This window comes from Pantoea trifolii (genome assembly GCF_024506435.1).
In the GTDB taxonomy this organism is placed as follows: Bacteria; Pseudomonadota; Gammaproteobacteria; order Enterobacterales; family Enterobacteriaceae; genus Pantoea; species Pantoea trifolii.
Map to the genome: position 1 here is coordinate 3,799,239 of NZ_JANIET010000001.1, position 17,133 is coordinate 3,816,371.

Consider the following 17,133-nt stretch of genomic DNA (forward strand, 5'->3'; position numbering starts at 1 on the left):
TGACCGGGTTTTTTGTTTGATGAAATAACATGAAAAAAGCTACCAACTTGCGCAGCCTGGCCGCGCAACTCATTGAACGCGTTGTGGACAAAGGCGAATCGCTGAGTGCCATTTTGCCGAGCGCGCAAAAGAACCTATCCGATAAAGATGGCGCGTTACTGCAAGAGCTCTGTTTTGGCGTGATGCGCACGCTGCCGCAGCTGGAAGCCTTAATCGGCAAACTGATGGAGCGCACCTTAACCGGTAAGCAGCGAGTATTGCATTACCTGTTGATGGTTGGCCTTTATCAGCTGCTTTATACCCGCGTACCAGCCCATGCTGCACTGGCAGAAACCGTAGCAGGTGCTGAAGTGCTGAAGCGTACGGCTTTGAAAGGCCTGTTAAACGGCGTGTTACGCCAGTTCCTGCGCCAGCAAGAAGCGCTGTTAGCCGAAGTCGATCAGGGTTCGCAACGTTACTGGCACCCAAGCTGGTTGCTGAAACGTCTGCAAGCTGCATGGCCAGAACAGTGGCAACAGATTGTTGAAGCCAATAATCTGCGACCGCCGATGTGGCTGCGCGTCAATCGCCAGCATCACAGTCGTGATGCCTGGCTGGCGCTATTGCAGGCAGAAGAGAAAGTGGCTTTTCCTGGCGATGCGCAAGATGCATTGCGTCTGGAATCACCCACTCCAGTTAGCCAGCTGCCGGGTTTCGATCAAGGTTGGGTAACGGTGCAGGATCTTTCAGCACAACGTTGCGCACTGCTGCTTGAGCCAAAAGATGGGGAATCTATTCTCGATCTCTGCGCTGCTCCGGGTGGTAAAACCACACATATCCTCGAAATCGCGCCGCAGGCCAAAGTATTAGCGGTCGATGTTGACCCGCAACGCCTGCTTCGCGTGCATGAGAACTTGCAGCGCTTAGGCATGCAGGCTGAAGTGCGTCAGGGCGATGGCCGTACACCGGCAGAATGGTGCGGTGATATGCAGTTTGATCGCATACTGCTCGATGCGCCCTGCTCTGCCACAGGTGTAATTCGTCGTCATCCAGACATCAAGTGGCTGCGTCGCGATCGTGATATTCCTGAGCTCGCGAATCTGCAGCGTGAAATTCTTGAGGCCGTTTGGCCGCGTCTGAGATCTGGCGGCACGATGATATATGCCACCTGCTCAATATTGCCGGAAGAGAATCACAATCAAATCAGTGCCTTTTTGGCAGCGCACAGCGACGCCGTGGCCGAGACGTTGCCACAGGGCCAGGATAATGGCTGGCAGGTTTTCCCGACCATCGATGGCGGCGACGGCTTCTTCTACGCTAAGCTGATGAAAAAATAGTGCTGCGCACACTGACAAGAGCATCTAAGCCATGAAAATCATTATCCTCGGCGCCGGCCAGGTCGGCGGAACCCTGGCAGAAAATCTGGTCGGGGAAAATAACGATATCACCGTCGTCGATAGCGATGCGACGCGTTTACGCGTGTTGCAGGACAAATTTGATCTGCGCGTCGTGCATGGTCACGGATCACATCCGCGTATTTTGCGTGAAGCCGGTGCTGAAGATGCGGATATGCTGGTGGCGGTAACCAACTCCGATGAAACCAACATGGTGGCTTGTCAGATTGCGTATTCGCTTTTCAATACGCCCAATCGTATCGCGCGTATTCGCGCCGCTGAATACTTACGTGATGCTGAAAAGCTGTTTGTACCGGAAGCCGTGCCGATTGATCATCTGATCTCTCCTGAGCAGTTGGTGATCGACAATATCTACCGTTTGATTCAGTATCCTGGCGCACTTCAGGTGGTGAATTTTGCCGAAGGCAAAGTGAGCCTCGCGGTGGTAAAAGCCTATTATGGCGGCCCGCTGGTCGGAAATCCTTTGTCGATCATGCGGGAACATATGCCGCATATTGATACGCGAGTCGCGGCGATTTTTCGTCAGGATCGCCCAATTCGGCCGCAGGGTTCTACGATTGTGGAAGCTGGCGATGAAGTGTTCTTCATTGCCGCGAGCCAGCATATTCGCGCGGTGATGAGTGAGATGCAGCGTCTGGAAAAACCATATAAGCGCATCATGCTGGTTGGTGGCGGCAATATCGGCTTTGGATTGGCGCAGCGCCTCGAAAAACAGTACAGCGTGAAATTGATTGAACGTAATCAACAGCGTGCGGCGGAACTGGCCGAACGATTACACGATACCATCGTGTTTTACGGCGATGCTTCGGATCAGGAATTGCTGGCCGAAGAGCATGTCGATCAGGTGGATCTCTTCATTGCGGTCACTAACGATGATGAAGCTAATATTATGTCGGCCATGCTGGCCAAGAAAATGGGCGCTAAGAAAGTGATGGTGCTGATCCAGCGCCGCGCCTATGTCGATCTTGTTCAAGGCAGCGTGATCGACATTGCGATCTCGCCACAACAAGCCACCATCTCAGCGCTGCTTAGCCACGTACGTAAAGCAGATATCGTTGGCGTTTCTTCGTTGCGTCGCGGTATTGCAGAAGCCATTGAAGCTATCGCACATGGCGATGAAACAACTTCTCGCGTGGTTGGACGCCTAATAGAAGATATTAAGCTGCCGCCGGGAACCATTATCGGTGCTGTAGTGCGCGGTGATGAAGTAATTATCGCCAATGATAACGTGCGTGTTGAACAGGGCGATCACGTAATTATGTTCCTGACGGATAAGAAGTTTGTACCCGATGTAGAGCGCCTATTCCAGCCAAGTCCATTCTTCCTATAAAAGCTGCGGGCAAAGGCCCGCCGTGAAAATTTTGCTTAATCCATTGTTCTAATGGCAATTGCACAAAGGTTTGTTAGACTTTAGCCATTGGCCAAGGCAAGGAGATAACAATGAGTTTATTCAAAGAGTTTCGTGATTTTGCAATGCGTGGAAACGTGGTTGACCTGGCAGTCGGTGTCATCATCGGTGCCGCTTTTGGTAAGATTGTTTCTTCACTGGTTGCCAATATCATCATGCCGCCACTTGGCTTGCTGATTGGTGGCGTCGATTTCAAACAGTTCAAGTGGGTACTAAAGCCAGCAGAAGGTGATATTCCTGCCGTAGTGATGGAGTACGGTAACTTTATTCAGACAGTGTTTGATTTCGTTATTGTTGCCTTCGCGATCTTCCTCGCAATTAAAGTAATGAATAAGCTGTATCAGAAAAAAGAAGTTGAGAAAGCGGCGCCTAAGCCAACAAATGAAGAGTTACTGCTTACTGAAATCCGTGACCTGTTAAAACAACAAAATCACGATAAATTATGATGAAAAAGCCGCCCAAATGAGGCGGCTTTTTTGTCTCTAAAGAAGAAGGCCAGTGATAAATTTTTCTGCTTATCACTGGCCTCCCAGTTACGTCCTTTTGCGTGTTTGTTTTTACGTTGATAGCTGCCTTTTCCTTTCTGATTCTTCTCAACGCGCTGCCTAAACAGTGGATCATGTAATAATGCTTCAAGTGCATTGTTGTTGATTTTACCTTTTTGGTGCTGATAGCGAGTCATCTCGTCCTCCGGTTATTAACGGCGCAACTATATTCCTTCCAGCGCAAAATTCAATCCTTGCTACAACACATTTCAGGCTGCGGCTCCTCACCTTTTTCCAGAGCTTCCAAAATTGAACAGCAGGCGCTGCTATGCACGTCGCCGCAGCAGGTGTCAGCCAAACGATGCAATGAACGCTGGATCGTCTGCAGTTCAGCGATCATGCCGTTCACTTCATCCAAACGCTTCGCCACAATTGCTTTGGATTCCTGGCAAGTGTGATGTTCAGGATCGATGCGGATCGACAATAAGCCCCGAATTGATTCTAAGCTGAAGCCGAGCTGGCGACCATAGCGAATAAAACGCAGCCGCTGTAAATCATCTTCACTATAAAGGCGAAAGCCGCCCTCAGTACGTACCTCGTGATTCATCATCTGCTGTTTTTCATAAAAACGGATGGTATCTGGCGTAACATCCGCCATTTTTGCCAGCTGGCCAATTCGGTACATGCTATTGCTCCCGCTGCAAATGATGATGGATGACGTCGCCATAATCGTCTCGCAAGAAGTCAGTACTGATTCCGGCTTGCTGAAGTTTTGTTTCTAGCAGCGCTAAGCGTTTCGATAATTCACGTGTCTTGCCATCATCAGGATTCAGTCCGCGTAGTAGATCATTTAACGCCAACGCTTCACGACGCATTTCAAGTTCCGGCGGTAAGTGACCAGAGTTTTTCAATAGACGATATGCCGTGCGCAGTTCAACCGGCACTCCGCTGTCATCATCTAACTGTAAAGGCGCGCCTTCGCCGGGCAGATTACTCAGTTCACCTTTTTCCTGAGCTTCACGGATGTGCTGCTCAACAAGTTGATCAATTAGCCACATAAGAACGCTCCTGACGGTGTATCTGCCATCAGCATAGCGAAAGGGGAGTAAATGGGAAGGAATTACGGACAATAAAAAACCCGCCGAAGCGGGTTTTCTACGATACTGCAAATTACTCTGCAGTAGCTTCTGCTTGAGCTTCTGGACGATCAACCAGCTCGATGTAAGCCATCGGAGCGTTGTCACCAGCACGGAAGCCACACTTCAGAATACGAGTGTAACCACCGGCACGGCTCGCGAAACGCGGGCCCAGCTCGTTAAACAGTTTTGCCACGATCTCGTTATCACGAGTGCGGGCGAATGCCAGACGACGATTAGCTACGCTGTCGGTCTTGGCAAGAGTAATCAGCGGCTCAACTACGCGACGCAGTTCTTTGGCTTTCGGCAGAGTCGTTTTGATGATCTCATGACGAACCAGAGAACCAGCCATGTTGCGGAACATAGCCTGACGATGGCTGCTGTTGCGGTTCAGTTGACGACCACTCTTACGATGGCGCATGACCTTATCCTTCTCAGTGAAACCTTAACCTGTGATCTGATTATTCATCAGCAATGCTTGCTGGCGGCCAGTTTTCCAGGCGCATGCCCAGAGACAAACCACGTGAAGCAAGCACATCTTTAATCTCGGTAAGAGATTTTTTACCCAGGTTAGGCGTTTTAAGCAGCTCAACCTCGGTACGCTGTACCAGATCACCGATGTAGTGGATAGCTTCTGCCTTAAGGCAGTTAGCAGAGCGGACAGTCAATTCCAGATCGTCAACAGGGCGCAGCAGGATCGGATCGAATTCTGGTTTCTCTTCTTTCACTTCTGGCTGACGTACATCACGTAAGTCAACGAAAGCTTCCAGTTGTTCTGCCAGGATGGTTGCCGCACGACGAATCGCCTCTTCAGGATCGATTGTGCCGTTGGTTTCCATTTCGATGACCAGCTTGTCCAGGTCGGTACGCTGTTCTACACGCGCTGCTTCAACATTGTAGGCAATACGGTCTACAGGGCTGTAGCAAGCGTCAACCAACAGACGGCCGATTGGGCGCTCATCTTCTTCCGAATGAATTCGGGCAGAAGCCGGCACATAACCACGACCACGCTGAACTTTGATACGCATGCTAATAGATGCGTTTTCGTCGGTCAGGTGGCAGATCACATGCTGCGGCTTGACGATTTCAACATCACCGTCGTGGGTGATGTCGGCTGCAGTCACAGGGCCAATGCCAGATTTATTCAGAGTAAGGATGACTTCATCTTTACCTTGAACTCTTACCGCCAACCCTTTCAGGTTAAGCAGGATTTCCAGGATATCTTCCTGTACGCCCTCTTTGGTGGAGTACTCATGAAGCACACCATCAATCTCAACCTCGGTCACCGCGCAACCCGGCATGGAAGAAAGCAGAATACGGCGCAGTGCGTTACCAAGAGTATGGCCAAAGCCACGCTCTAACGGCTCAAGGGTCACCTTGGCGTGCGTCGAACTCACTTGCTCGATATCTACCAGGCGCGGTTTTAGAAACTCTGTCACAGAACCCTGCATTGTGTCCTCTCTTTGGTACTAAGCTTTACTTAGAGTAAAGCTCGACGATCAGGTGTTCGTTAATGTCCGCAGACAGATCAGTACGTTCAGGAATACGCTTGAACACACCTTCCATCTTAGTAGCATCAACTTCCAGCCAGGTTGGCTTTTCACGCTGCTCAGCCAGCTCCAGAGCGGCCTTCACGCGAGATTGCTGTTTGGCTTTCTCACGGATGCTTACGACATCATTCGGAGATACCTGATAAGAAGCGATGTTAACAACGCGACCGTTCACCAGGATAGATTTATGGCTAACCAGCTGACGTGCTTCTGCACGAGTAGCGCCAAAGCCCATACGGTAAACAACGTTATCCAGACGACCTTCCAGCAGGGCCAGCAGGTTTTCACCTGTGTTGCCTTTCAGACGTGCTGCTTCTTTATAGTAGTTGCGGAACTGACGCTCCAGCACGCCGTACATACGACGAACTTTCTGCTTCTCACGCAACTGGCCGCCGTAGTCAGACAGACGCGGTTTACGCGCACCATGCTGACCAGGTGGTTGTTCAATTTTGCACTTGGTATCGATCGCGCGAACGCCAGACTTAAGGAATAAGTCGGTACCCTCACGACGGCTCAGCTTGAGCTTAGGACCCAAATATCTTGCCATTTTCTTTCTCCAACTAACCTAAAAACGGGCGATTAAACGCGACGTTTTTTCGGCGGACGACAACCGTTGTGAGGGATTGGAGTCACATCAGTAATATTAGTGATGCGGAAACCAGCAGCGTTCAGAGCACGAATTGTTGATTCGCGACCTGGACCTGGACCCTTAACCATAACTTCCAGATTCTTAATACCGTAATCTTTCACTGCTTCTGCACAGCGCTCTGCAGCTACCTGAGCAGCAAACGGAGTAGATTTACGTGAACCGCGGAAACCGGAACCACCGGCGGTTGCCCAACCCAGTGCGTTACCCTGACGATCAGTAATGGTAACGATGGTGTTGTTAAAAGATGCATGGACATGAGCCACGCCATCTGAGACTTGTTTTCTTACACGCTTACGTGCACGAACTGGTGCCTTTGCCATTATTTACTCACCCCGATTATTTCTTGATCGGTTTACGCGGACCCTTGCGGGTACGTGCATTGGTCTTAGTACGCTGACCGCGAACTGGCAGACCACGACGATGGCGTAAACCACGATAGCAACCAAGGTCCATCAGACGCTTGATGCTCAGGGTGATTTCACGGCGCAGATCACCTTCAACAACGAATTTACCAACTGCTTCACGCAGCTGTTCAATTTGTTCTTCAGACAGCTCTCTGATCTTAACATTTTCAGCAATACCCGTTGAAGCGCAGATGGCTTTAGAACGAGTTTTACCGATACCGAAAATCGAAGTTAATGCGATAACGGTATGTTTTTGATCAGGAATGTTAATGCCTGCTATACGGGCCACTATGCACTCCTATAATTAAACAAATGCGTCCCATGCTGAAAAGCCCGTTTTCAGGATACTCAAATGGTAACGCATCGACATACAAAAGATTGGCTGGCTAATCTAGCCAGCTCAACCCGACTTTGCAAGAAAAATATGTGACAATATCAGCCTTGGCGCTGTTTATGCTTTGGCTCGGCGCTGCAGATCACACGTACGACACCGTCGCGGCGAATGATTTTGCAGTTACGACATAATTTCTTGACGGAAGCACGAACTTTCATTTTTACTCTCCGTAACTTCTCAAGCACCCGAATTAACGGCCGTAGCCTTTCAGGTTAGCTTTCTTCAATGCAGACTCATACTGACTTGACATCATCAGAGTTTGCACTTGAGCCATAAAGTCCATGATGACGACCACTACAATGAGCAGCGATGTGCCGCCAAAGTAGAATGGAACTTTCATAGCATCACGCATGAACTCCGGGATCAGGCAGATAAAAGTAATATACAGTGCGCCGATTAAGGTCAGACGTGTCATTACTTTATCGATGTACTTCGCCGTTTGCTCTCCCGGACGAATTCCCGGTACGAATGCACCAGACTTCTTCAGGTTATCTGCTGTTTCACGTGGGTTGAAGACCAACGCCGTGTAGAAGAAACAGAAGAAGATGATTGCAGTCGCATAGAGTAGCACATAAAGCGGCTGTCCTGGTTGCAAATACAGCGAAATTGTTGTCAGCCAGTTCCAACCGGTACCGCCCCCGAACCATGATGCTATAGTCGCCGGGAACAGAATAATGCTGGAAGCAAAAATAGCTGGGATTACGCCCGCCATGTTCACTTTCAACGGTAAATGTGTGCTCTGTGCAGCATATACACGACGACCTTGCTGACGTTTAGCGTAGTTGACCACAATGCGGCGCTGGCCACGCTCAACGAAAATAACAAAGAACGTCACTGCAAATACTAGAACTGCAACCAACAGCAACAGAAGGAAGTGCAGGTCACCTTGCCGCGCTTGCTCGATGGTATGGCCAATGGCCGGCGGGAGGCCCGCAACAATACCTGCGAAGATAATGATCGAGATACCGTTACCGATACCTCGCTCAGTAATCTGTTCGCCCAGCCACATCAGGAACATTGTCCCGGTAACCAGACTTACAACAGCGGTAAAGTAGAATGCAAAGCCTGGATTCATTACCAGCCCCTGCATTCCAGGCATATTCGGTAAACCGGTAGCAATACCGATCGACTGGAATACAGCCAGAACCAGTGTGCCGTAGCGAGTGTACTGGCTAATCTTACGACGACCAGCTTCACCCTCTTTCTTAATCTCAGCTAACGCTGGATGAACCACCGTTAACAGCTGGATAATAATAGAGGCCGAAATATACGGCATAATACCCAGCGCGAAGATTGAGGCACGACTAAGAGCACCACCAGAGAACATGTTGAACATTTCAATGATGGTGCCACGCTGTTGCTCAAGCAGTTTGGCAAGTACAGTGGCATCGATACCGGGGATTGGAATAAAAGAGCCAATTCGGAAGACAATGAGTGCACCGATTACAAACAACAGTCTGCGCTTCAGTTCACCAAAGCCACCTTTGGCACTTTGAAAATCTAATCCCGGTTGCTTTGCCATCTGCTACTTATTCCTCGATTTTACCGCCAGCAGCTTCGATTGCAGCACGAGCACCTTTGGTGACACGCAGACCGCGAACCGTTACCGGTGCAGAAACTTCACCAGAAAGAATCACTTTCGCGAATTCAATCTGAACACCGATAATATTGGCCGCTTTCAGCGTATTCAGGTCAACAATACCGCCTTCAACTTTCGCCAGATCAGACAGACGAACTTCTGTCGTGATCATTGCTTTGCGAGAGGTGAAACCGAATTTCGGCAGACGACGATACAGAGGCATCTGACCACCCTCGAAACCGCGACGTACGCCACCGCCAGAACGAGAGTTCTGACCTTTGTGACCACGACCACCAGTTTTACCGAGGCCAGAACCGATACCACGACCCAGACGCTTAGAAGCGTGTTTAGACCCTTCGGCCGGAGACAGAGTGTTTAAACGCATCTCTTACTCCTCCACTTTCAGCATGTAGGAAATCGCGTTAATCATACCGCGTACAGCAGGCGTATCTTCACGCTCAACGGTGTGATTGATGCGACGCAGACCCAAGCCAACCAGAGTCGCTTTGTGCTTAGGCAGGCGGCCGATTGAACTGCGGGTTTGTGTAATTTTAATTGTCTTAGCCATCGTGATTACCCCAGAATTTCTTCAACGGATTTACCACGCTTGGCAGCGACCATTTCCGGAGAATTCATATTGCCCAGGCCATCGATAGTTGCACGAACCACGTTAATCGGGTTGGTAGAACCATACGCTTTAGCCAGAACGTTATGTACTCCAGCAACTTCTAAAACAGCGCGCATTGCACCGCCGGCGATGATACCGGTACCTTCAGAAGCTGGCTGCATGAACACACGAGAACCTGTGTGAGCACCTTTAACAGGGTGCTGCAGGGTGCCGTGAGTCAGCGCGACGTTAATCATATTGCGACGGGCTTTCTCCATCGCTTTCTGGATCGCTGCTGGAACTTCACGCGCTTTACCGTAACCAAAACCAACGCGGCCGTTACCATCACCCACTACAGTCAGTGCGGTGAAGGAGAAAATACGACCACCTTTTACAGTTTTAGATACACGGTTTACCGCGATCAGTTTTTCCTGCAGTTCGCCAGCTTGTTTCTCGATGTTTGACATCTTAGACCTCTACCTTAGAACTGAAGGCCAGCTTCACGGGCAGCATCTGCCAGTGCCTGGACACGACCATGATATTGGAACCCGGAACGGTCGAAAGAGACATTAGTAATGCCTTTCTCAACAGCGCGCTCAGCCAGAGCTTTACCTACAGCTGCAGCGGCGTCTTTGTTACCGGTATACTTCAGTTGTTCGGCAATAGCTTTTTCTACAGTAGAAGCAGCAACCAGAACTTCGGAACCGTTCGGGGCGATCACCTGTGCGTAAATATGACGCGGGGTACGATGTACCACCAGGCGAGTAGCACCCAGCTCTTTGAGCTTGCGACGTGCACGGGTCGCACGACGGATACGAGCAGATTTCTTATCCATAGTGTTACCTTACTTCTTCTTAGCCTCTTTGGTACGCACGACTTCGTCGGCGTAACGAACACCCTTGCCTTTGTAAGGCTCAGGACGACGGTAGGCGCGCAGATCAGCTGCAACCTGACCAATCAGCTGTTTATCAGCGCCTTTCAGCACGATCTCAGTCTGAGTTGGACATTCAGCAGTGATGCCGGCCGGCAGTGCATGGTCAACAGGGTGAGAGAAGCCCAGGGCCAAGCTCACAGAGTTGCCTTTAACAGCTGCACGATAACCAACACCAACCAGTTGCAGCTTCTTGGTGAAGCCTTCGGTAACACCGATAACCATGCCGTTCAGCAGCGCACGAGCAGTACCTGCTTGTGCCCAACCATCCGCATAACCTTCGCGTGGAGCGAAAGTCAGGGCGTTGTCTGCATGCTTAACTTCTACAGCACTGTTGATAGTACGAGTCAGCTCGCCGTTTTTGCCTTTGATCGAAACTTCCTGACCGCTGAGTTTTACCTCTACGCCCGCAGGAACAACGACAGGTGCTTTTGCAACACGAGACATTTTATTCCTCCGATTACGCTACGTAGCAGATAATTTCGCCACCAAGACCAGCTTGGCGCGCTGCACGATCAGTCATGACACCTTTAGAGGTAGAGATTACAGCGATGCCCAGACCAGCCATTACTTTTGGCAGCTCATCTTTTTTCTTATAGATGCGCAGACCTGGACGACTAACACGCTGAATGCTCTCTACCACAGCCTTGCCTTGGAAATACTTTAAAGTAACTTCCAGCTCAGACTTGATATCGCCTTCGATTTTAAAATCTTCAATGTAGCCTTCTTCCTTCAGCACGTTGGCAATTGCCACTTTCAGCTTGGAGGAAGGCATAGAGACCGCAACTTTGTTCGCGGCCTGACCGTTACGGATACGGGTCAGCATATCCGCGATCGGATCTTGCATGCTCATCTGTGTTACTCCCGTGATTCAAATGGTGACAATTACCAGCTAGCCTTTTTAAGGCCCGGGATTTCACCGCGCATTGCGGCTTCACGGACCTTGATACGGCTCAACCCAAACTTCCGCAAGAAACCGTGCGGACGACCTGTCTGACGGCAGCGGTTACGCTGACGGGAAGGGCTGGAATCACGCGGCAGACTCTGCAGCTTGAGAACGGCATCCCAACGATCTTCGTCGGATGCGTTCACATCAGAAATGATCGCTTTCAGTTCTACGCGCTTGGCGAAGAACTTGTCTGCTAATTTTACACGCTTAACTTCGCGTGCTTTCATCGATTGCTTAGCCATTAAGTAACCCTACCTTACTTGCGGAATGGGAATTCAAAGGCAGCCAGCAGAGCACGGCCTTCATCATCAGATTTCGCAGTAGTGGTAATGGTAATATCCAAACCACGAACGCGATCGACTTTGTCATAATCGATTTCTGGGAAGATGATCTGCTCACGAACGCCCATGCTGTAGTTACCACGACCGTCGAACGACTTCGCAGATAAACCGCGGAAGTCACGAATACGTGGTACAGCAATAGTGATCAGACGCTCAAAGAACTCCCACATACGCTCACCGCGCAGAGTTACTTTACAGCCGATCGGATAGCCCTGACGGATTTTGAAGCCTGCAACTGATTTGCGTGCTTTGGTGATCAGCGGTTTTTGACCGGAGATTGCTGCCAGGTCAGCTGCTGCGTTATCCAGCAGTTTCTTGTCAGCGATCGCTTCACCAACACCCATGTTCAGGGTGATCTTCTCGACCCGAGGGACTTGCATGACAGAATTGTAGCCGAACTCTGTCATGAGTTTCTGGACTACTTCGTCTTTGTAGTAATCATGCAGTTTCGCCATCGTACTACTCCAAATTACTTGATAGTTTCGCTATTAGACTTGAAGAAACGGACTTTTTTGCCGTCTTCGAATCTAAAGCCTACACGGTCAGCCTTGCCGGTTGCCGCATTGAAGAGTGCAACGTTGGAAGCTTGAATAGCAGCTTCTTTCTCAACGATGCCACCTGGTTGGTTCAGGGCCGGAACCGGCTTCTGATGTTTCTTAACCAGGTTAATACCTTCAACGATGACTTTACCAGAAGTCAGGACGTTCTTTACTTTACCGCGTTTACCTTTGTCTTTGCCGGTAAGCACGATAACTTCGTCGTTACGACGGATTTTCGCTGCCATTGCTCGCTCCTTAGAGTACTTCTGGTGCCAGAGAGATAATTTTCATGAACTTTTCAGTACGAAGTTCACGAGTTACCGGCCCAAAAATACGCGTACCGATAGGTTGCTCGCTGTTATTGTTTAAAATAACGCATGCATTACCATCGAAGCGAATGACAGAACCGTCCGGGCGACGAACACCCTTCCTGGTGCGCACCACTACCGCTTTCAGGACATCACCTTTTTTCACCTTGCCACGAGGAATTGCTTCCTTGATGGTCACTTTGATGATATCGCCGACGCCTGCGTAGCGACGGTGCGAGCCACCCAGAACCTTGATACACATTACGCGACGTGCACCGGAGTTGTCGGCGACGTTCAGCATAGTCTGTTCTTGGATCATTTTAGTGCTCCGCTAATGTCAACTACTACTTCGGGACCCAAACCTCAGGTCGTTAAAAAGCCCCATAATTGAGGGCGCGGCATTATAACACCGGTTCTCGCACATGGGTAGAAAAAATGAACGGCTCAGACGAGCCGTTCATTTTATTTTTTAGAGGAAGCGGATTCTATTACAGAATCGCTTTCTCTACAACGCGAACCAACGCCCAAGACTTAGTCTTAGACAGTGGACGGGTTTCGCGGATTTCTACCACGTCACCAATACCACATTCGTTGTTCTCGTCATGGATGTGCAGCTTAGTCGTACGCTTGATGAATTTACCGTAGATCGGGTGTTTCACGACACGTTCGATAGCAACAACTGCAGATTTCTGCATTTTGTCACTAATAACACGACCCTGCAGAGTACGGATTTTATCGGTCATTACGCCGCCTTCTCAGTCAGTAAAGTCTTAACACGTGCAACATTACGACGAACTTCTTTCAGCAGATGGGTTTGCTGAAGTTGGCCGGATGCTGCTTGCATGCGCAGGTTAAACTGCTCACGCAGCAGGTTAAGAAGCTCAGTGTTCAGCTCTTCAACGCTTTTTTCACGCAGCTCATTTGCTTTCATTACATCACCGTCTTAGTAACAAAGGTGGTTTTGATAGGCAGTTTTGCTGCTGCCAGCTTGAAGGCTTCACGGGCCAGCTCTTCCGGAACGCCGTCCATTTCATACAGGACTTTACCCGGTTGAATGAGGGCAACCCAATACTCCACGTTACCCTTACCTTTACCCATACGCACTTCCAGCGGCTTCTCGGTAATTGGTTTGTCCGGGAATACACGGATCCAAATTTTACCTTGACGCTTAACTGCACGGGTCATAGCACGACGTGCTGCTTCGATCTGACGAGCAGTCAGACGACCACGGCCAACAGCTTTCAGACCGAAAGTACCGAAGCTGACATCCGTACCTTGCGCCAGACCACGGTTGCGGCCTTTGTGCACTTTACGGAATTTCGTACGCTTTGGTTGTAACATCAGCGACTCTCCTTACTTACGGCCTTTACGCTGCTGCTTTTTAGGTTGAGCAGCCGGTTCCGGTTGTTCAACAGCAGCCATACCACCCAGGATCTCGCCTTTGAAGATCCATACCTTAACGCCGATTACACCATAAGTGGTGTGCGCTTCAGAGGTGTTGTAGTCAATGTCTGCACGCAGTGTGTGCAACGGTACGCGACCTTCACGGTACCATTCGGTACGTGCGATCTCGGCACCGCCCAAACGGCCGCTGACTTCAACTTTAATACCCTTCGCGCCCAGACGCATTGCGTTCTGTACAGCACGCTTCATAGCACGACGGAACATCACACGACGCTCCAGCTGTGAAGTGATGCTATCAGCAACCAATTTAGCGTCCAGTTCCGGCTTACGGACTTCGGCGATGTTGATCTGTGCAGGAACGCCAGCGATTTTCGCGACGACCGTACGCAGTTTTTCTACGTCTTCACCTTTCTTACCGATAACGATACCCGGACGAGCAGTGTGAATAGTCACACGGATGCTCTTAGCCGGACGCTCGATAACGATACGAGATACAGACGCTTTAGACAGTTCCTTGGTCAGGAACTGACGGACTTTAAAATCGCTGTCCAGGTTGTCAGCGAATTCTTTGGTGTTCGCAAACCAGGTAGAGTTCCATGGTTTTACAATACCCAGGCGAATACCATTAGGATGTACTTTCTGACCCATTGCTAGTCTCCAGAGTCTCAGCGATCGGACACAACCACAGTAATGTGGCTGGTGCGCTTCAGGATGCGATCTGCACGACCTTTCGCACGCGGCATAATGCGCTTCATGCTTGGGCCTTCGTCTACGAAGATTTTCGCGACTTTCAGATCGTCGATATCAGCGCCATCGTTGTGTTCGGCGTTCGCAATGGCAGATTCCAGGACTTTCTTAACCAACACAGCAGCTTTCTTGTTGGTGTAGGTCAGAATATCCAGAGCCTGCGACACTTTCTTACCGCGAATCAGGTCTGCCACCAGGCGAACCTTCTGAGCAGAAGAACGAGCATGGCGATGTTGAGCAATAGTTTCCATCTCTTCCTCCTACTTATTTCTTCTTGGCTTTCTTATCTGCAGCATGGCCGCGATAAGTACGTGTCGGTGCAAATTCACCCAGTTTGTGGCCGACCATTTCGTCGGAAACAAAGACAGGAACGTGCTGACGACCATTATGGACAGCGATGGTCAAACCGATCATGTTAGGGAAGATCGTTGAACGACGGGACCAAGTGCGCAGGGGCTTCTTGTCACCGCTTTCCACCGCTTTCTCTACCTTCTTCAGCAAGTGCAGGTCAATAAAAGGACCTTTCTTGAGAGAACGTGGCATGGCTTATCCTCTAAAATTATTTGCTACGGCGACGTACGATAAATTTATCAGTACGCTTGTTGCTACGGGTCTTCTTACCTTTGGTCTGAACGCCCCACGGAGTTACCGGGTGCTTACCAAAGTTACGACCTTCACCACCACCGTGCGGGTGATCGACTGGGTTCATCGCAGTACCGCGAACGGTAGGACGAACACCACGCCAACGGGTTGCACCAGCTTTACCCAGTACGCGCAGCATGTGCTCAGAGTTGCCGACTTCGCCGAGAGTTGCACGACATTCGGATTCAACTTTGCGCATTTCGCCTGAACGCAGACGCAGGGTAACGTAGGAACCTTCACGCGCAACGATCTGCACGTAAGTACCAGCTGAGCGAGCAATCTGACCGCCTTTGCCTGGTTTCATTTCTACGTTATGAACGGTAGAACCCACCGGGATGTTACGCATCGGCAGGGTGTTACCTGCTTTAATCGCAGCATCAACGCCAGATTGAATCTGATCGCCGGCTTTCAGGCCTTTAGGGGCCAGGATGTAACGGCGCTCGCCATCTTTGTACAGAACCAGTGCGATGTTCGCAGAACGGTTCGGATCGTACTCAAGACGCTCAACAACTGCTGGGATACCATCTTTGTTGCGTTTGAAGTCAACAATACGGTAAGCCTGCTTGTGACCACCACCGATATGACGGGTAGTGATACGACCATTGTTGTTACGACCACCGGATTTGCTGTTTTTTTCTACCAGCGGAGCAAATGGTTTGCCCTTGTGCAGCTCTGGGTTCACCACTTTAACTACGTGGCGACGACCCGGAGATGTCGGTTTACATTTAACAACTGCCATTGTCTTTCTCCTCCGACTTACTCAGCGCCGCCGACGAAGTCCAGATTCTGGCCTTCCTTCAGGGTGACGTAAGCTTTTTTCCAGTCGCTACGACGACCGATACGCTGTCCGTGACGCTTAACTTTCCCTTTAACTACCAGGGTGTTTACGTCTTTAACTTCCACTTCGAACAGCTTCTCAACAGCAGCAACGATCTCTGCTTTGGTCGCGTCTTTAGCAACTTTGAGAACGATGGTATTGGTTTTTTCCATCGCAGTAGATGCTTTTTCTGATACGTGCGGTGCACGCACTACTTTCAGCAGACGTTCTTCACGGATCATGCCAGCATCTCCTCAACTTGCTTAACTGCTTCCGCAGTCATAACGACTTTGTCGAAGGCGATCAGGCTAACTGGGTCGATGCCCGCTGCATCACGCACGTCAACCTTGTACAGGTTACGCGCAGCCAGGAACAGATTCTCATCCAGTTCACCGGTGATGATCAGCACATCTTGCAGCGCCATGTCTTTCAGTTTCTGTACCAGCAGCTTAGTTTTAGGCGCTTCTACAGAGAACGTCTCGACAACGATCAGACGGTCCTGACGTACCAGCTCGGACAGAATGCTTTTCAGCGCGCCGCGGTACATCTTTTTGTTAACTTTTTGACTGTGGTCCTGTGGACGTGCAGCGAAGGTCACGCCACCTGAACGCCAGATCGGGCTCTTTACAGAACCTGAACGCGCACGGCCGGTACCTTTCTGGCGCCAAGGCTTTTTGCCTGAACCAGTAACTTCAGCACGAGTCTTCTGCGCACGAGTACCCTGACGAGCACCAGCGGCATAAGCAACAACAACCTGGTGAACCAGCGCTTCGTTGAAATCACGACCGAAGGTAGTTTCGGAAACAGTCAGCGCGCTCTGCGCGTCTTTCAGTACTAATTCCATTGCTA

Annotated in this window: 32 protein-coding genes; 3 read left to right on the forward strand and 29 right to left on the reverse strand. The window is 50.2% G+C overall.

Features of this window, described 5'->3' with window-relative positions:
* Nucleotides 1–29 precede the first annotated feature (29 nt).
* The 3 genes from rsmB (at nucleotide 30) to mscL (ending at nucleotide 3,248) form a co-directional block, all read left to right on the forward strand.
* On the forward strand, nucleotides 30–1,316 hold the full coding sequence (gene rsmB, locus NQH49_RS17605; RefSeq protein WP_256697623.1) for a 16S rRNA (cytosine(967)-C(5))-methyltransferase RsmB: 1,287 nt from the start codon (nucleotides 30–32) through the stop codon (nucleotides 1,314–1,316).
* Nucleotides 1,317–1,347: 31 nt separating this feature from the next.
* Nucleotides 1,348–2,724, forward strand: a complete 1,377-nt coding sequence (gene trkA, locus NQH49_RS17610) for a Trk system potassium transporter TrkA (RefSeq protein ID WP_007891694.1) — start codon at nucleotides 1,348–1,350, stop codon at nucleotides 2,722–2,724.
* Between the two features lie 110 nt (nucleotides 2,725–2,834).
* Nucleotides 2,835–3,248: a large-conductance mechanosensitive channel protein MscL gene (mscL, locus tag NQH49_RS17615; protein WP_008104721.1), complete on the forward strand. Its 414-nt coding sequence runs from the start codon at nucleotides 2,835–2,837 to the stop codon at nucleotides 3,246–3,248.
* Here mscL and NQH49_RS17620 read toward each other — a convergent pair.
* From NQH49_RS17620 to rplD, 29 genes are all read right to left on the reverse strand, one after another.
* Nucleotides 3,233–3,484, reverse strand: coding sequence for an alternative ribosome-rescue factor A (locus tag NQH49_RS17620; protein ID WP_256697624.1), 252 nt, complete (start codon nucleotides 3,482–3,484; stop codon nucleotides 3,233–3,235). The genes mscL and NQH49_RS17620 overlap by 16 nt on opposite strands.
* A 50-nt stretch (nucleotides 3,485–3,534) precedes the next feature.
* Nucleotides 3,535–3,972 carry a Zn(2+)-responsive transcriptional regulator gene (gene zntR, locus NQH49_RS17625; RefSeq protein WP_256697625.1) on the reverse strand — a complete coding sequence of 146 codons (438 nt, stop codon included), beginning with the start codon at nucleotides 3,970–3,972 and terminating at the stop codon, nucleotides 3,535–3,537.
* Between the two features lies 1 nt (nucleotide 3,973).
* Nucleotides 3,974–4,345, reverse strand: coding sequence for a DnaJ family domain-containing protein (locus NQH49_RS17630; protein WP_256697626.1), 372 nt, complete (start codon nucleotides 4,343–4,345; stop codon nucleotides 3,974–3,976).
* A gap of 112 nt (nucleotides 4,346–4,457) precedes the next feature.
* Nucleotides 4,458–4,844, reverse strand: coding sequence for a 50S ribosomal protein L17 (rplQ, locus tag NQH49_RS17635; RefSeq protein ID WP_008104728.1), 387 nt, complete (start codon nucleotides 4,842–4,844; stop codon nucleotides 4,458–4,460).
* Between the two features lie 40 nt (nucleotides 4,845–4,884).
* Nucleotides 4,885–5,874: a DNA-directed RNA polymerase subunit alpha gene (locus tag NQH49_RS17640; protein ID WP_007891688.1), complete on the reverse strand. Its 990-nt coding sequence runs from the start codon at nucleotides 5,872–5,874 to the stop codon at nucleotides 4,885–4,887.
* Between the two features lie 25 nt (nucleotides 5,875–5,899).
* A complete protein-coding gene (rpsD, locus tag NQH49_RS17645; protein WP_007891687.1) occupies nucleotides 5,900–6,520 on the reverse strand; it encodes a 30S ribosomal protein S4 in 621 nt (206 codons plus the stop codon).
* Between the two features lie 32 nt (nucleotides 6,521–6,552).
* Nucleotides 6,553–6,942, reverse strand: a complete 390-nt coding sequence (rpsK, locus tag NQH49_RS17650; RefSeq protein ID WP_004160563.1) for a 30S ribosomal protein S11 — start codon at nucleotides 6,940–6,942, stop codon at nucleotides 6,553–6,555.
* A 16-nt stretch (nucleotides 6,943–6,958) separates the two neighbouring features.
* Nucleotides 6,959–7,315 carry a 30S ribosomal protein S13 gene (rpsM, locus tag NQH49_RS17655; protein WP_034830736.1) on the reverse strand — a complete coding sequence of 119 codons (357 nt, stop codon included), beginning with the start codon at nucleotides 7,313–7,315 and terminating at the stop codon, nucleotides 6,959–6,961.
* Nucleotides 7,316–7,461: 146 nt separating this feature from the next.
* Nucleotides 7,462–7,578, reverse strand: coding sequence for a 50S ribosomal protein L36 (gene rpmJ, locus NQH49_RS17660; protein ID WP_004160566.1), 117 nt, complete (start codon nucleotides 7,576–7,578; stop codon nucleotides 7,462–7,464).
* A 32-nt stretch (nucleotides 7,579–7,610) separates the two neighbouring features.
* Nucleotides 7,611–8,942: a preprotein translocase subunit SecY gene (gene secY, locus NQH49_RS17665; protein ID WP_007891686.1), complete on the reverse strand. Its 1,332-nt coding sequence runs from the start codon at nucleotides 8,940–8,942 to the stop codon at nucleotides 7,611–7,613.
* A gap of 7 nt (nucleotides 8,943–8,949) precedes the next feature.
* Entirely contained in the window at nucleotides 8,950–9,384 is a 435-nt protein-coding gene (rplO, locus tag NQH49_RS17670; protein WP_007891684.1) for a 50S ribosomal protein L15, read from the reverse strand.
* Between the two features lie 3 nt (nucleotides 9,385–9,387).
* A complete protein-coding gene (rpmD, locus tag NQH49_RS17675; protein ID WP_007891681.1) occupies nucleotides 9,388–9,567 on the reverse strand; it encodes a 50S ribosomal protein L30 in 180 nt (59 codons plus the stop codon).
* Between the two features lie 5 nt (nucleotides 9,568–9,572).
* The gene (gene rpsE / locus NQH49_RS17680) at nucleotides 9,573–10,073 is read right to left on the reverse strand and encodes a 30S ribosomal protein S5 (RefSeq protein ID WP_007891679.1); all 501 of its coding nucleotides are present in this window, start codon (nucleotides 10,071–10,073) and stop codon (nucleotides 9,573–9,575) included.
* Between the two features lie 14 nt (nucleotides 10,074–10,087).
* Nucleotides 10,088–10,441 carry a 50S ribosomal protein L18 gene (gene rplR, locus NQH49_RS17685; protein ID WP_008104733.1) on the reverse strand — a complete coding sequence of 118 codons (354 nt, stop codon included), beginning with the start codon at nucleotides 10,439–10,441 and terminating at the stop codon, nucleotides 10,088–10,090.
* Nucleotides 10,442–10,450: 9 nt separating this feature from the next.
* A complete protein-coding gene (rplF, locus tag NQH49_RS17690) occupies nucleotides 10,451–10,984 on the reverse strand; it encodes a 50S ribosomal protein L6 (RefSeq protein WP_008104735.1) in 534 nt (177 codons plus the stop codon).
* 13 nt (nucleotides 10,985–10,997) lie between these two features.
* A complete protein-coding gene (gene rpsH / locus NQH49_RS17695; protein ID WP_007891668.1) occupies nucleotides 10,998–11,390 on the reverse strand; it encodes a 30S ribosomal protein S8 in 393 nt (130 codons plus the stop codon).
* A gap of 32 nt (nucleotides 11,391–11,422) precedes the next feature.
* Nucleotides 11,423–11,728 (reverse strand): 30S ribosomal protein S14, encoded by a 306-nt coding sequence (rpsN, locus tag NQH49_RS17700; protein ID WP_007891666.1) that lies wholly within the window; start codon nucleotides 11,726–11,728, stop codon nucleotides 11,423–11,425.
* A gap of 14 nt (nucleotides 11,729–11,742) precedes the next feature.
* Nucleotides 11,743–12,282 (reverse strand): 50S ribosomal protein L5, encoded by a 540-nt coding sequence (gene rplE, locus NQH49_RS17705; RefSeq protein WP_007891665.1) that lies wholly within the window; start codon nucleotides 12,280–12,282, stop codon nucleotides 11,743–11,745.
* Between the two features lie 14 nt (nucleotides 12,283–12,296).
* The gene (gene rplX / locus NQH49_RS17710) at nucleotides 12,297–12,611 is read right to left on the reverse strand and encodes a 50S ribosomal protein L24 (RefSeq protein WP_007891664.1); all 315 of its coding nucleotides are present in this window, start codon (nucleotides 12,609–12,611) and stop codon (nucleotides 12,297–12,299) included.
* Between the two features lie 10 nt (nucleotides 12,612–12,621).
* Entirely contained in the window at nucleotides 12,622–12,993 is a 372-nt protein-coding gene (gene rplN / locus NQH49_RS17715; RefSeq protein ID WP_006120590.1) for a 50S ribosomal protein L14, read from the reverse strand.
* A gap of 169 nt (nucleotides 12,994–13,162) precedes the next feature.
* The gene (gene rpsQ, locus NQH49_RS17720) at nucleotides 13,163–13,417 is read right to left on the reverse strand and encodes a 30S ribosomal protein S17 (RefSeq protein WP_038644333.1); all 255 of its coding nucleotides are present in this window, start codon (nucleotides 13,415–13,417) and stop codon (nucleotides 13,163–13,165) included.
* The gene (rpmC, locus tag NQH49_RS17725) at nucleotides 13,417–13,605 is read right to left on the reverse strand and encodes a 50S ribosomal protein L29 (protein ID WP_007891662.1); all 189 of its coding nucleotides are present in this window, start codon (nucleotides 13,603–13,605) and stop codon (nucleotides 13,417–13,419) included. Before rpmC ends, rpsQ begins: the two co-directional genes overlap by 1 nt.
* A complete protein-coding gene (gene rplP, locus NQH49_RS17730; RefSeq protein WP_002438716.1) occupies nucleotides 13,605–14,015 on the reverse strand; it encodes a 50S ribosomal protein L16 in 411 nt (136 codons plus the stop codon). Before rplP ends, rpmC begins: the two co-directional genes overlap by 1 nt.
* 12 nt (nucleotides 14,016–14,027) lie before the next feature.
* Complete coding sequence (gene rpsC, locus NQH49_RS17735; RefSeq protein WP_007891660.1) at nucleotides 14,028–14,726, reverse strand: 30S ribosomal protein S3; 699 nt, start codon at nucleotides 14,724–14,726, stop codon at nucleotides 14,028–14,030.
* A gap of 17 nt (nucleotides 14,727–14,743) precedes the next feature.
* Nucleotides 14,744–15,076, reverse strand: a complete 333-nt coding sequence (rplV, locus tag NQH49_RS17740) for a 50S ribosomal protein L22 (RefSeq protein WP_007891659.1) — start codon at nucleotides 15,074–15,076, stop codon at nucleotides 14,744–14,746.
* Between the two features lie 13 nt (nucleotides 15,077–15,089).
* On the reverse strand, nucleotides 15,090–15,368 hold the full coding sequence (gene rpsS, locus NQH49_RS17745; protein ID WP_001138115.1) for a 30S ribosomal protein S19: 279 nt from the start codon (nucleotides 15,366–15,368) through the stop codon (nucleotides 15,090–15,092).
* A 16-nt stretch (nucleotides 15,369–15,384) separates the two neighbouring features.
* Nucleotides 15,385–16,206 (reverse strand): 50S ribosomal protein L2, encoded by an 822-nt coding sequence (gene rplB / locus NQH49_RS17750; protein ID WP_007891654.1) that lies wholly within the window; start codon nucleotides 16,204–16,206, stop codon nucleotides 15,385–15,387.
* 17 nt (nucleotides 16,207–16,223) lie between these two features.
* On the reverse strand, nucleotides 16,224–16,526 hold the full coding sequence (gene rplW, locus NQH49_RS17755; RefSeq protein ID WP_007891652.1) for a 50S ribosomal protein L23: 303 nt from the start codon (nucleotides 16,524–16,526) through the stop codon (nucleotides 16,224–16,226).
* On the reverse strand, nucleotides 16,523–17,128 hold the full coding sequence (gene rplD, locus NQH49_RS17760) for a 50S ribosomal protein L4 (RefSeq protein ID WP_007891650.1): 606 nt from the start codon (nucleotides 17,126–17,128) through the stop codon (nucleotides 16,523–16,525). The genes rplW and rplD overlap by 4 nt, the downstream gene beginning before the upstream one ends.
* Nucleotides 17,129–17,133: the final 5 nt, after the last annotated feature.